Annotated in this window: 14 protein-coding genes and 1 pseudogene; 9 read left to right on the top strand and 6 right to left on the bottom strand. The window is 66.7% G+C overall.

Features of this window, described 5'->3' with window-relative positions; translation table 11 throughout:
• Both QOC76_RS15235 and QOC76_RS15230 read right to left on the bottom strand, forming a co-directional pair.
• Window positions 1-538, bottom strand: a pseudogene (locus tag QOC76_RS15235) (M56 family metallopeptidase); the annotation flags it as partial.
• A gap of 14 nt (window positions 539-552) precedes the next feature.
• Window positions 553-969 (bottom strand): BlaI/MecI/CopY family transcriptional regulator, encoded by a 417-nt coding sequence (locus QOC76_RS15230; protein ID WP_526357708.1) that lies wholly within the window; start codon window positions 967-969, stop codon window positions 553-555.
• A gap of 214 nt (window positions 970-1,183) precedes the next feature.
• Here QOC76_RS15230 and QOC76_RS15225 point away from each other — a divergent pair, with 214 nt between their 5' ends.
• A complete protein-coding gene (locus tag QOC76_RS15225) occupies window positions 1,184-2,125 on the top strand; it encodes an iron reductase (protein WP_526357706.1) in 942 nt (313 codons plus the stop codon).
• Between the two features lie 118 nt (window positions 2,126-2,243).
• On the opposite strand, the gene QOC76_RS15220 is transcribed toward QOC76_RS15225, so the two are convergent.
• Window positions 2,244-2,621, bottom strand: coding sequence for a rhodanese-like domain-containing protein (locus tag QOC76_RS15220; RefSeq protein ID WP_526357704.1), 378 nt, complete (start codon window positions 2,619-2,621; stop codon window positions 2,244-2,246).
• Window positions 2,622-2,696: 75 nt separating this feature from the next.
• Here QOC76_RS15220 and QOC76_RS15215 point away from each other — a divergent pair, with 75 nt between their 5' ends.
• Genes QOC76_RS15215 through QOC76_RS15185 form a run of 7 tightly spaced genes read left to right on the top strand, consistent with a single transcriptional unit; the run spans window position 2,697 to window position 7,442 of the window.
• A complete protein-coding gene (locus QOC76_RS15215; RefSeq protein WP_526357702.1) occupies window positions 2,697-3,086 on the top strand; it encodes a PaaI family thioesterase in 390 nt (129 codons plus the stop codon).
• Between the two features lie 51 nt (window positions 3,087-3,137).
• Entirely contained in the window at window positions 3,138-3,440 is a 303-nt protein-coding gene (locus tag QOC76_RS15210) for an urease subunit gamma (protein ID WP_526357700.1), read from the top strand.
• Window positions 3,437-3,751, top strand: coding sequence for an urease subunit beta (locus QOC76_RS15205; protein WP_526357698.1), 315 nt, complete (start codon window positions 3,437-3,439; stop codon window positions 3,749-3,751). The genes QOC76_RS15210 and QOC76_RS15205 overlap by 4 nt, the downstream gene beginning before the upstream one ends.
• Window positions 3,748-5,469 (top strand): urease subunit alpha, encoded by a 1,722-nt coding sequence (locus QOC76_RS15200; RefSeq protein ID WP_526357696.1) that lies wholly within the window; start codon window positions 3,748-3,750, stop codon window positions 5,467-5,469. The genes QOC76_RS15205 and QOC76_RS15200 overlap by 4 nt, the downstream gene beginning before the upstream one ends.
• Window positions 5,469-6,104 (top strand): urease accessory protein UreF, encoded by a 636-nt coding sequence (locus tag QOC76_RS15195; protein ID WP_526357694.1) that lies wholly within the window; start codon window positions 5,469-5,471, stop codon window positions 6,102-6,104. The genes QOC76_RS15200 and QOC76_RS15195 overlap by 1 nt, the downstream gene beginning before the upstream one ends.
• 18 nt (window positions 6,105-6,122) lie before the next feature.
• Entirely contained in the window at window positions 6,123-6,806 is a 684-nt protein-coding gene (gene ureG, locus QOC76_RS15190; RefSeq protein WP_526357692.1) for an urease accessory protein UreG, read from the top strand.
• Entirely contained in the window at window positions 6,807-7,442 is a 636-nt protein-coding gene (locus QOC76_RS15185) for an urease accessory protein UreD (protein WP_526357690.1), read from the top strand.
• A gap of 80 nt (window positions 7,443-7,522) precedes the next feature.
• Here QOC76_RS15185 and ndh read toward each other — a convergent pair whose 3' ends face one another.
• The 3 genes from ndh to QOC76_RS15170 form a co-directional block, all read right to left on the bottom strand.
• Window positions 7,523-8,893: a type II NADH:quinone oxidoreductase Ndh gene (gene ndh, locus QOC76_RS15180; RefSeq protein WP_526357688.1), complete on the bottom strand. Its 1,371-nt coding sequence runs from the start codon at window positions 8,891-8,893 to the stop codon at window positions 7,523-7,525.
• A gap of 108 nt (window positions 8,894-9,001) precedes the next feature.
• Entirely contained in the window at window positions 9,002-9,934 is a 933-nt protein-coding gene (locus QOC76_RS15175) for an LLM class F420-dependent oxidoreductase (RefSeq protein ID WP_526357686.1), read from the bottom strand.
• A gap of 66 nt (window positions 9,935-10,000) precedes the next feature.
• The gene (locus tag QOC76_RS15170) at window positions 10,001-10,675 is read right to left on the bottom strand and encodes an SDR family oxidoreductase (RefSeq protein ID WP_526357684.1); all 675 of its coding nucleotides are present in this window, start codon (window positions 10,673-10,675) and stop codon (window positions 10,001-10,003) included.
• Between the two features lie 148 nt (window positions 10,676-10,823).
• On the opposite strand from QOC76_RS15170, the gene modA reads away from it, so the two are divergent.
• Window positions 10,824-11,591 carry a molybdate ABC transporter substrate-binding protein gene (modA, locus tag QOC76_RS15165; RefSeq protein WP_526357682.1) on the top strand — a complete coding sequence of 256 codons (768 nt, stop codon included), beginning with the start codon at window positions 10,824-10,826 and terminating at the stop codon, window positions 11,589-11,591.
• Window positions 11,592-11,614: the final 23 nt, after the last annotated feature.

Raw genomic sequence — 11,614 nt, 5'->3', positions numbered from 1 at the left:
GGGCGCGCTCGTGGGACAGGATGGCAATGATCTCCTTGTCCGCCAAGGTGGTCAGCGTGCCCTCGCTGACCACGACGCGGCTGCGCACACCGGGGAGGCAGTACGCAAGGGGCTCGGCCACATCGAGCACGCGCAGCCCACTTTTCTGCGACTTGCCCACCAGGTCGACGACCATGCGGTGGTGCGCCCTTCGGCGTCGGGTCGCGATCGCCACCTGCACCACGGCGACCATGAGCCTGGCGCCGATCAGCAGGGTGAGCGCGAAGACGAGGACATAGGTGATCCACAGCGGCCAGCCGAGCACCTCGATCTCGCTCGTGATGGTGGCCGTCGGCCGACCGTCGGCGCCGGGCACGAACAGCCTGCTGGCGATCGCGATGCCCGCGCTGAACGCCGACAGCACCGCCGCTAGGGCGATCGACTGCCATAAAACGATCGAGGCCCGTGGTGCCCGCATCGGCCATGTCGCCCGGGCCAGCAAGGCCGGAACGGGCCCGACCAGAAGCAGCGCGACGAGGGTGAAGGCCAGGGCGGACACGCTGTCAGTGTCTCTCAGGGAGAGCCCGCACCGCCACTGGATGGGGGCATTTCGTGTTTGGTTTCCAACTCGGCGAGCGCGCGCCGGAGTGCGGCCGCCTCATCGGCGCCGACCCGCTCCACGAAGTGCACGAGCGCGGCCTCCCGGCTACCGGAGTCTGCGACCTGGTCGAGCGCGTCGACCATCAGTCCCGCGACGAGTTCGTCGCGGCCGTGCGTCGGCGCATACCGGTGGGCGCGGTCGTCGCGATGCTGCACCACGAGGTTCTTCTTGGCCAACCGTTGAAGCACGGTCATGATCGTCGTATAGGCCAGGTCGCGTTGCGCTGCCAGCGCCTCGTGTACCTGGCGAACGGTCTGGGGCTCGCACGATGCCCACAAGTGGTCCATCACCGCGCGTTCGAGGTCTCCTAGACGCGTCAACTTGGCCATTTTCTGTTCATCTCCAAAAGAGCGATTCATTCAGGGTACTACGGCGTTACTACCGTGCGTCGTATGAACGCGGAGTGTCCGTTCGTTGAGTTCCGCGCGGCACGTTCACCTCGGTCATCACCCCTTCCAGCAGTGCTTGTGAGTCCAGTCACAGGGGATGGTCCTGCACTGAGTCAAGATTATAGTAAGGCTTACCTAACTTAGGGGAGGTGTCATGACGGTCGTGATCGACGACCCGCTGATCGCGGGAATGGCAATCGCGCGCACGCTGCCGCTGCACGAGTCCAGCCGGCGGTTGCGGCAGCTCTATCCCGAGTGCCCCAGGGTGTACGGCGTCGCCGTGATGTCGGATCTGACCAGGCGGCGGTGGTGGCCACTTCACGAGGCGCTCACCACGGAACGGCTCGGCGAGATGTTCCGGATCGGCGCGGGGGAAATGGGTAGTCCGGTGGCCGCCGCCCAACAGTTGGCCGCGACGATGGCCAACGTCGTCATCGGCCGCGTGATTCCGCTCATCGCGCTCGAGGGCCGGGCATGGGATACCGGCCTGGAGAACCTGTGGGTGCATGTCGACTCCGAGGGCGCGATCGACTGGGTCGGCGTCGTCGATCCGACGCTGCGGGCGCTGCCCGACGATCCGTTTTTCCGCGCACGCGAGGAGCGACAAAGTAGGGGCGCACGCGAGGAGCGACAAAGTAGGGGCGCACGCGAGGAGCGAGAAAGTAAGGGCGCACGCGAGGAGCGAGAAAGTAAGGGCGCACGCGAGGAGCAGGAAGGCAGGCGCGCACGCGAAAAGCAGGAAGGCAGGCGCGGTCGGGCCGACATGGGGGCCGCGTGCTTCGCCCGCGACGGCATGGTCCGGCTGCCCAGCGAGGCGGCGCTGACGACCTGGGTGGCCCACCGAAGCCACCGGGCGCTCGAGCCGTTGTTCGCCTCGATCGACGACGTCAGCGGCGGAGCGATCTCGCAGGCGTCGATGTGGCACATCGCCGGCGCGGCAGTGGTCGGCGCCGCGACCCATGTTCCGCTGCTTGCCAGGTCGAGCGAGGTGAAGAGCATGCGCCGCGCACAAGCCGTGCTCGACTCACTCGTCGGCTTCGGTCTCCCGGTACGCGGCGGATCTCGGCTTCGCGGAGGGAAGGGCTTGCTTAATTAGGGCAGCCTTGCCTATTCTATTCCCAGTTGGGCCGAGCAGGTGTCCTGAGGGCTGCAGAGACCCCCGGTCCACTCCAGGGCGGGTCCCGAGCGATCGGCGCGGGGCCCGCCCACTGCTTTCAGGCCTTCTCCACCGCGCCGCCGCTCTCTGCCCAGTCGTTGAACCCGCCCAGGTTGTAGACCTCGGCGTAGCCCATCTCTTTGAGCGCCTGTCCAGACAGCGCCGCGCGGCCACCGGAGGCGCAGTACAGGATGAGCGCCTTGTCCTTGTCGAAGCTCGCGTCGTAGTAGGGCGTCTCGGGGTCAGCCCGGAACTCCACCATCCCGCGCGGGATGTGTACCGCACCCGCGACCTTGCCGCTCTTCGCGACTTCTGCGGCGTCGCGCACGTCGACGACGACGGCGCCTGCCTCGAGTTTCTGCCGCGCTTCGTCAGGCGTGATGCGCGGCACGACGGCGTTGGCCGCCGCCACCAGATCCTTGACACTTTTTCCCATGCCCGACGGTAACGCGAGGCCCGCTGCGGGCGTTGAGACTTCACCGTGTAGACACTCCTTGTGTCAAGTGTGCCAATGGACGATCTCGGTAAGGGGTTCGACACCGAACTCGGCCTCAAATACATCGAGGTCACCCCGGACGGCGGAAGCGCTGCGCTGGTCATCACGGACAAACTGCTGCAGCCGTGGGGCATCGTGCACGGCGGCGTCTACTGCTCGATCATCGAGAGCCTGGCGAGCGTCTCGGGGGCTGTCTGGTTGTCCGAGAACGGCGGCGGCACCGTCGTGGGCGTCAACAACAACACCGACTTTCTGCGCGCCATCACATCTGGCGCGGTGACAGCGGTGTCGACACCGATACACCGGGGCAGGCGCCAGCAGCTCTGGCTGATCACCATCACCGACGAGAACGACCGCGTCGTGGCACGCGGTCAGGTGCGGTTGCAGAACATCCCGCAGGAGTAGCGCGCCGGCGTGTGCTGCGGACTCGCGCGACCCGTGGCAGCATCGCCCACTATGCGTCTGACCCCGCACGAACAGGACCGGCTGCTGATCTCTTACGCGGCCGATCTCGCGCGGCGCCGTCGAGAACGCGGCCTGCGCCTGAATCACCCAGAAGCTGTCGCCCTACTCACCGACCATCTGCTCGAAGGTGCCCGCGACGGACGCACGGTCGCCGAGCTGATGGTCACCGGCCGTGAGGTGCTCGGCCGCGAAGACGTCATGGAGGGCGTCCCCGAGATGCTGCACGATGTCCAGGTGGAGGCCACCTTCCCCGACGGCACCAAGCTGGTCACCGTCCACCACCCGATCCCATGATCCCGGGCGAAATCGTGTACGGCGACGGCGATATCACCATCAATCCGGGCGCGCCGCGCCTCGCGATGGATGTGGTCAACACCGGCGACCGTCCGGTGCAGGTCGGTAGCCACGTCCACCTCCCGCAGGCCAACGCGGCGCTCGACTTCGACCGCTCCGCCGCCCACGGCCACCGGCTCGACATCCCGGCAGGCACGGCAGTCCGTTTCGAACCCGGTGTCATCCAGCATGTTTCGCTGGTACCGCTGGGCGGCACACGCGAGGTGCACGGGCTCAGCCTCGATCCACCGGGCCGACTGGACGCCTCATGACCGACCTGTCGAGAACCCGTTACGCAGCCCTTTTTGGTCCCACCACGGGGGACCGGATCCGGTTGGCCGACACCGACCTGTTCGTCGAGATCACCGAAGACCGCAGCGGCGGTCCGGGACTGGCGGGCGACGAGGCGGTATTCGGCGGCGGCAAGGTGCTGCGCGAATCGATGGGCCAGGGACGCGCGACCAGGGCCGACGGTGCTCCCGACACCGTCATCACCGGTGTGGTGATCATTGACTACTGGGGAATCATCAAGGCCGACATCGGCATTCGTGACGGTCGTATCGTCGCAATCGGCAAGGCAGGCAACCCGGACACCATGACCGGCGTGCACCCCGATCTGGTCGTCGGCCCGTCGACGGAGATCATCGCGGGCAACGGCCGGATCGTCACCGCGGGCGCCATCGACTGCCATGTCCACCTGATCTGTCCGCAGATCATGGAGGAGGCGCTCGGTGGCGGCATCACCACCATCGTCGCCGGCGGGACGGGTCCGGCGGAGGGCAGCAAGGCGACCACCGTCACGCCCGGCGCCTGGCACCTGGCGCGGATCCTCGAGTCGCTGGACGGCTGGCCCCTGAACGTCGCACTCCTCGGCAAGGGCAACACAGTCAGCACCGAAGCGATGTGGGAGCAATTGCGCGGCGGCGCAGCCGGTTTCAAGCTTCACGAAGATTGGGGCACGACGCCCGCGGCGATCGACGCCTGCCTGAAGGTCGCCGATGCGTCCGGCGTGCAGGTGAACATCCACACAGACACCCTCAACGAGATGGGCTTCGTCGAGAACACGCTGAGTGCGATCGGCGGTCGGTCCATCCACGCCTACCACACGGAGGGTGCGGGCGGCGGGCATGCGCCCGACATCATCACGGTCGCCGCCGAACCATACGTCCTGCCGAGTTCGACCAACCCCACCCGGCCACACACCGTCAACACCCTCGACGAGCACCTCGACATGTTGATGGTGTGCCACCACTTGAACCCAAGTGTCCCCGAGGATCTGGCTTTCGCCGAGAGCCGGATCAGGCCGTCGACCATCGCCGCGGAGGACCTGCTGCACGACATCGGCGCCATCTCGATGATCGGTAGTGACGCCCAGGCCATGGGCCGCATCGGCGAGGTGGTCTTGCGCACCTGGCAGACCGCGCATGTGATGAAGCGCCGTCGCGGCGCCCTGGCGGGTGACGGCGCGGCCGACAACAACAGGGCCCGCCGCTACGTCGCGAAATACACCATCTGCCCGGCGATCGCGCATGGGCTCGACGCAGAGATCGGTTCGGTCGAGGTGGGCAAGCTCGCCGACCTGGTGCTGTGGGAGCCCGCCTTCTTCGGCGTCCGGCCGCACGCGGTGATCAAGGGCGGCATGATCGCGTGGGCGGCGATGGGCGATGCGAACGCGTCGATCCCGACTCCACAGCCGGTGCTGCCCCGGCCGATGTTCGGGGCGGCGCCCGCCGCGGCCGCGGCGACCTCGGTGCACTTCGTATCGCCGCAGGCGATCGAGGACAGGCTGGCCGATCGGCTGGCCGTCAACCGCCGCCTGGTGCCGGTCGGTGACGTCCGCAAGACCGGCAAGGCGGATATGCCGCTCAACGACGCCATGCCACGCATAGAAGTGGAACCGGACACGTTCACGGTGCGCATCGACGGTGAGGTCTGGCAAGAGCAGCCCGCCGCCGAACTGCCGATGGCACAACGGTATTTCCTGTTCTGATGACGAGCTTGGCGACGCTTCTTGCCTTGGCCGATTCCCGGTTGCCGACCGGTGGCCATGTGCACTCCGGCGGTGTCGAGGAAGCGGTGACCAGCGGCCTGGTCGTCGACCTCGCGACGTTGCGGGCCTTCCTGCGTCGCCGCATCGCCACCCAGGGGCTGGTGACCGCGTCGGTGGCCGCGGCGGTACACACCGGATCGCTGTGTTTCGCGGCCGCCGACCTCGAAACCGACGCCCGCACACCGGCTCCCGCTGCCCGGCAGGCCTCCCGCGCACAGGGCCGCGGGCTGGCCAGGCTGGCGCGGCGAGTGTGGCCCGGCGGCGAGTGGGATGCGCTCGGCGCCACTCCGCACTTCGCGGTCGCGGCGGGCGCGGTCGGTACGGCGAGCGGCATGACACCGCAGCACACCGCGCTGTCCATCGTGTACACCACCATGACCGGCTCGGCGACCGCCGCACAACGATTGCTGGCCCTCGACCCGGGCGACGTCGCGGCGCTGACGTTCCAGCTATCCGACATGTGTGATCGGACCGCCGATCTGGCATGCAAGGAACTCGCCGACCTGTCCGATCCGTTGCTCGACGTGCTGGCCCAGCGCCACAGCGAACGCGAGCGCCCGCTGTTCGTCTCCTGAAAGGACTAAAGATTCACCATGGCACCGCATTTCATCGACGGCGAGCAGCATCGCCCTCACCCTCACCGGCCGAAACGAGCGCGAACAGCGGGCGAGCCGTTGCGGATCGGCGTCGGCGGTCCCGTCGGGTCGGGCAAGACGGCACTGGTGGCGGCGCTGTGTCGCGAGCTGCGTGACGAACTGTCCCTGGCCGTGCTGACCAACGACATCTACACCACCGAGGACGCCGACTTCCTTCGCAGGCATGCGGTGCTGCCCGACGACCGGATCGCCGCGGTGCAGACCGGTGGATGTCCGCACACCGCGATCCGCGACGACATCACGGCCAACCTCGACGCCATCGAGGACCTGATCGCCGCGCACGCCGCACTGGACCTCATCCTGGTGGAGTCCGGCGGCGATAATCTCACCGCCACGTTTTCGTCCGGTCTGGTCGACGTTCAGGTATTCGTCGTCGACGTCGCCGGTGGCGACAAGGTGCCGCGAAAGGGTGGTCCCGGTGTCACCTTCTCCGACCTGCTCGTGGTGAACAAGACCGACCTTGCGCCGTTGGTGGGGGCCGACCTGGGCGTGATGCGCCGCGACGCCGCGGCCGCGCGGGGCGACCGTCCGACGGTGTTGATCTCGCTGACCGACGACCCGTCCGCCGGGCCGGTCAAGTCGTGGGTCCGCGACCAGCTCCGTGTCGCCCAGGTCGTCTAGATGCATTCCGACGTCCTGATCGTGGCGCGGCCCGATCGGCACCCGCTGATCGAATGCGCGGGCGGTGTGGCCGCGCGCGCCACCGAGCCGGACACCGTGCACCTGGTGTCAACGGCGGCGACCCCCCTCGGCGGTGACACCATCGCGCTGCGGGTGATCGTCGAACCAGGTGCCCGGTTGCGTGTCCGCAGCGCCGCCGCGACGGTGACGCTGCCCGGTCGCAGCACCGCAGAGTCGACCGTGCACTGGCATCTCGAGGCGGCGGGTGACCTCGATGTCGACACCGAGCCCACGGTGGTCGCAGGCGCCTCCCGGCATGCGACATCGACACAATTGGCGGTCATCGGGTCCGGCCGGGTCAGACTGCGCGAGCGTGTGCAGATCGGCAGAACCGATGAGTGCCAAGGTTTTTGGTCAGGGTCGCTACACGCCAACGTCGACGGCAAACCGCTGTTGCGACACCGGATCGAGCTCGGTGACGAATCGGCCGGTCACGATCTGATCAGCGCGCCGCTGGCGTCGGTGAGCGAACTGCGCTATCCAGACGTCGGCACCGACGCACTCGGCACCGTGCTCGAACTCGCGCGCGGCGGCAGCCTCGCGACGTGGCAGGGGCCGCGACTCGGCGCCCGCTAGACAGATGGATCGTCGCCCGGCTAGACAGATGGCCGGTCTCCTCAACGCTGCTCGTACCTCGCCGCTTGATCGTCGCCCGGCTAGCTCGCCGCTTTCTCGCCTTCGACAGCCGCAGCGATCTCCTGCAGTTCCTCTATCCGCGTGCGGGCGTAGGCCTGCTGCTCGGTGATATAGAGATTTCCACGCGCGCGACCGAGGAACGTCACCGTCCACGACAGCAGCGTGGTGATTTTGCGCCGGAATCCGACGAGATAAACCAGGTGCAGCGCCAGCCACGCCAGCCACGCGATGAAACCACCGAATTCGAGCGGGCCGATCTGGGCCACGGCGGAGAATCGCGACACCGTCGCCATCGACCCCTTGTCGAAATACTCGAACGGCTCCCGCTCGAAAGGATCTGCGCCCCGCAGCTCGGCCTTGATGGTGTTGGCGACGTACTTTGCACCCTGGATCGCGCCCTGCGCCATCCCCGGCACGCCCTCCACCGCGGCCATGTCGCCGATCACGAAGACGCTGGGATAGCCGGGAACCGATAGATCGGGCCCCACCTTGAGGCGGCCTGCCCGGTCCACCTCGGCGGTGGACTGATCGGCCATCTGTTTGCCAAGGGGGCTGGCCGACACTCCGGCCGACCACACCTTGGTTGCGCATTCGATACGGCGAGTGGTCCCGTCGGAATCCTTGACCGTGATGCCGTTGCGGTCGACGTCGGTGACCATTGCATTGAGCTGGATCTCGACGCCCATCTTCTCCAGCCGCGCCTGCGCCATCTTGCCGAGCTTCTCGCCCATGGGAGGCAGCACCGCAGGCGCGGCGTCGAGCAGGATGACCCGGGCCTTAGTCGAGTCGATGTGGCGGAACGCACCCTTGAGGGTGTAGTCGGAAAGCTCGGCGATCTGGCCGGCCATTTCCACGCCCGTCGGACCGGCGCCGACGACGGTGAAGGTGAGCAGCTTTTCTCGTCGCGCCGGATCGCTGGATCGCTCGGCCTGTTCGAACGCACCGATGATGCGGCCGCGCAGCTCGAGCGCGTCGTCGATCGACTTCATACCCGGCGCGAACTCGGCGAAATGGTCGTTACCGAAGTACGACTGCCCGGCGCCCGCGGCGACGATCAGGGTGTCGTAAGGGGTGACATAGGTGTGCCCAAGCAATTGCGACCGGACAGACTTCCTCGCCAAGTCGACGTGGGTGGCTTCGCCCAGTAGCACCTGGGCATTCCTCTGCTTGCGCAGGATCATCCGGGTGGGCGGGGCAATCTCACCGGAGGAGATGATGCCAGTAGCCACCTGGTAGAGCAGCGGCTGGAACAGGTGGTGTGTGGTTTTGGCGATGATCTTGATGTCGACGTCGGCGTGTTTGAGAGCCTTGGCGGCAGTCAACCCGCCGAACCCCGACCCGATGATGACTACCTTGTGCCGGTCAGACGGCGTCGCTCCGGGGTGGCTCATCAGCTGTTGCTCCTCGAAGGGCTTCACGTTTTATACAGCATCTACCGTAGTCGCCCCCATCCCGTCGAGAGCGGTCCTACGGGTGAGATTTGCCACGTTAGAGCATGTTTAACCCTCGACGAGCGGCTTCAGCGCCTTTCCGAGTTCAGTGATCTGCCCCGGCTGGTAGCCGATGATCTGGGTGGGGAGGTAGACGATCGCCCCGGTGATTCCGGCGTCGAGCACCTTGGTCTTGATCTGTTCGGCGACGTCGTCGGCGCTCGCGCCCGCGACTATCCGCTGCTCCATGCCTGCGGGGATCACATCGGCGCTGACGCCGTCTCCGAAGATCACGCCGATCAGCATGCTGGTCTCCAGGGTCGCCGGGTCGCGGTCGATCTTCTCGCAGCTCTGTTTGATGACGTCGACCTTGCGGGTCAGCTCGTCGAATCCGGCGATCACGTTGAGATGGTCGAAGAACCGGGTTGCGAGCGGGATGGTCTTCTTCTCGCCGCTGCCACCGATCAACAGCGGAATGTGGTCGCGTAGGCGGGGATTGGCCATCGCGTCCTGCGTGCGGTAGTACTTGCCGGAGAACGTCGGGCGCTCGCCCTTGATCATCGGCAGGATGATCTGCAACGCCTCGTCCAACCTGTTGAACCGATCGGTGAACGTGCCGAAGTCATAGCCGAGCTGATCGTGCTCGAGTTCGAACCAGCCGGTGCCGATGCCCAGAATGGCGCGGCCCTGACTCATCACGTCCAGCGTGGTGACGGCCTTGGCCAGCAGCGTCGGGTTGCGGTAGGTGTTCCCGGTGACCAGGGTGCCGAGCTGAAGGTTCGACGTCGTGGTCGCCACGCCGCCCAGTGCGGTGTATGCCTCCAGCATGGGCTGATCAGGCGTTCCGATACCGGGCAGTTGATAGAAGTGGTCCATCACGAACAGCGAGTCGAAGCCGGCCTTGTCGGCTTCTTGCGCTTGCGCGATGACGGTGGGATACAGCCCGGCGACATCGGTGCCGTAGGAGAAGTTGTTGATCTGGAGCCCGAGTTTGATGGTCACGCCGTCACGTAACCACAACTAAGCGGGGCGGTCACCCCGCTTTAGCTTCGGGCGAACGCGGGAATATCAGCCCAGGTGAGCGAGCGCGCCGTTGCTGACGTGCATCGTCTGCCCGGTGATGTGCCGAGCGGCGGGTGTGCTCAGGAACAGCGCTAGTCGGGAGATCTCGGCCGCCACCGGCGCCGAACTGCCGAGGCCTGCATAGCCCTCCTGCGCACTGCGGCCGGAGGCCACGGCGTTGACCGTGATGCCGCGGGTGCCGAAGTGGACGGCCTGGCCCTCGGTCCAGTTCGCCACGGCCGCCTTGATCGCCGCGTCGGCGCCGCCCTCAGGCGGGTTCTCCGGAACGACGCTGATGACCGAGCCGCCCGACCGTAGGTGATCGCCGACGACCTGCATGGTCAGCACCGTCGAGAGGATCGTCGCGTCCAACGCGTTGCGCCAGGCCGCGGCGTGGTCGGCCAGCGTATAGGTGCGCGGGTCGCCCGCATCCCACCGCGGGGAGGGCACATTGACGATGGTGTCGAGGTGGTGCGGGAACAGGCTGCGGGCCTCTTCGAGGCTGGCCGGGTCGATGTTGTCGCAGACGATTGCGTCGACGTCGAGCTCCTTGGCCGCCACCTCGAGGTCGTCACGACGAGCGCCGGTGATCACCACTCGATGACCCGCATCGCGGAAGGTCTCCGCAATCGTGCGGCCCAAATCCGTATCACCGCCGGTGACCAGCACCTCCATCGCCATTCCTCCTGTCAGCGCGGGATCTCCGCGCGTCGTGGCGGTGATCCGCCGACGATGTTACTGGACGGTAGCTATTAGGCGAAACCTGACGCGCGTATCGGTTGCGCGATGACATCGACCCGTGCTGGATCGGTGACCTAGGGTTTGACCGGTGACGAGATCCTCCCCGCTCGCGTTCGTCTTCTCCCTGCTGGTGCTCGTGGTCGGGCTTGTCGGCTGCGGCTCGTCGGACAAGGGCTCGGCGAGCCAGTCGATCACTGTCTTCGCGGCGTCCTCGCTGAAGAAGCCCTTCACCGAAATCGGCGAGCGGTTCAAGACGGACAACCCGGGCAGTTCGGTGGAATTGAACTTCGCAGGCTCTGCCGATCTGGTTGTTCAGCTGGTCCAGGGCGCGAGCGCCGATGTGTTCGCGTCGGCCGACACCAACAACATGGTCAAGGCCGAGCAGGCTGAGCTGGTGGAGGGTAAGCCGGTCGCCTTCGCGTCCAACACGCTGACGATCGTCACCGCACCGGGGAACCCGAAGCAGGTCACGTCGTTCGCGGACCTGACCAAGCCGGACCTTTCGGTGGTGGTCTGCGCCGCGGAGGTGCCGTGCGGCGCGGCTACCGAGAAGGTCGAGAAGGCCACCAACACGGTTCTGCAGCCCGTCAGCGAGGAGTCGTCGGTGACCGATGTGCTGAACAAGGTGACCAGCGGCCAGGCCGACGCGGGCGTCGTCTACGTCACCGATGCTCTCGCCGCAGGCGACAAGGTGGCGGCAGTGAACTTCCCCGAGTCCTCGGCCGCGGTGAACACCTATCCCATCGCAGTGCTGAAGGGCGCCCCCAAACCTGACGTGGCGAAGAAGTTCGTCGACCTGGTGACGGGGGAGTACGGCCAGAAGGTGCTGTCCGAGGCGGGTTTCGCCAAGCCTTGACCACCGGATTTCGCGCTCCTCGC

It is taken from the genome of Mycobacterium sp., from assembly GCF_032159565.1.
Taxonomy (GTDB): Bacteria; Actinomycetota; Actinomycetes; order Mycobacteriales; family Mycobacteriaceae; genus Mycobacterium.
Note: the sequence above shows the minus strand (reverse complement) of the source record. Positions and strands in the feature narration are given on the sequence as shown.

Excerpts from the sequence above, each read along its gene's own strand:
- QOC76_RS15230 (WP_526357708.1), bottom strand. The coding sequence starts at position 969 with ATGGCCAAGTTGACGCGTCTAGGAGACCTCGAACGCGCGGTGATGGAC.
- QOC76_RS15225 (WP_526357706.1), top strand. The coding sequence starts at position 1,184 with ATGACGGTCGTGATCGACGACCCGCTGATCGCGGGAATGGCAATCGCG.
- QOC76_RS15220 (WP_526357704.1), bottom strand. The coding sequence starts at position 2,621 with ATGGGAAAAAGTGTCAAGGATCTGGTGGCGGCGGCCAACGCCGTCGTG.
- QOC76_RS15215 (WP_526357702.1), top strand. The coding sequence starts at position 2,697 with ATGGACGATCTCGGTAAGGGGTTCGACACCGAACTCGGCCTCAAATAC.
- QOC76_RS15210 (WP_526357700.1), top strand. The coding sequence starts at position 3,138 with ATGCGTCTGACCCCGCACGAACAGGACCGGCTGCTGATCTCTTACGCG.
- QOC76_RS15205 (WP_526357698.1), top strand. The coding sequence starts at position 3,437 with ATGATCCCGGGCGAAATCGTGTACGGCGACGGCGATATCACCATCAAT.
- QOC76_RS15200 (WP_526357696.1), top strand. The coding sequence starts at position 3,748 with ATGACCGACCTGTCGAGAACCCGTTACGCAGCCCTTTTTGGTCCCACC.
- QOC76_RS15195 (WP_526357694.1), top strand. The coding sequence starts at position 5,469 with ATGACGAGCTTGGCGACGCTTCTTGCCTTGGCCGATTCCCGGTTGCCG.
- ureG (WP_526357692.1), top strand. The coding sequence starts at position 6,123 with ATGGCACCGCATTTCATCGACGGCGAGCAGCATCGCCCTCACCCTCAC.
- QOC76_RS15185 (WP_526357690.1), top strand. The coding sequence starts at position 6,807 with ATGCATTCCGACGTCCTGATCGTGGCGCGGCCCGATCGGCACCCGCTG.
- ndh (WP_526357688.1), bottom strand. The coding sequence starts at position 8,893 with ATGAGCCACCCCGGAGCGACGCCGTCTGACCGGCACAAGGTAGTCATC.
- QOC76_RS15170 (WP_526357684.1), bottom strand. The coding sequence starts at position 10,675 with ATGGCGATGGAGGTGCTGGTCACCGGCGGTGATACGGATTTGGGCCGC.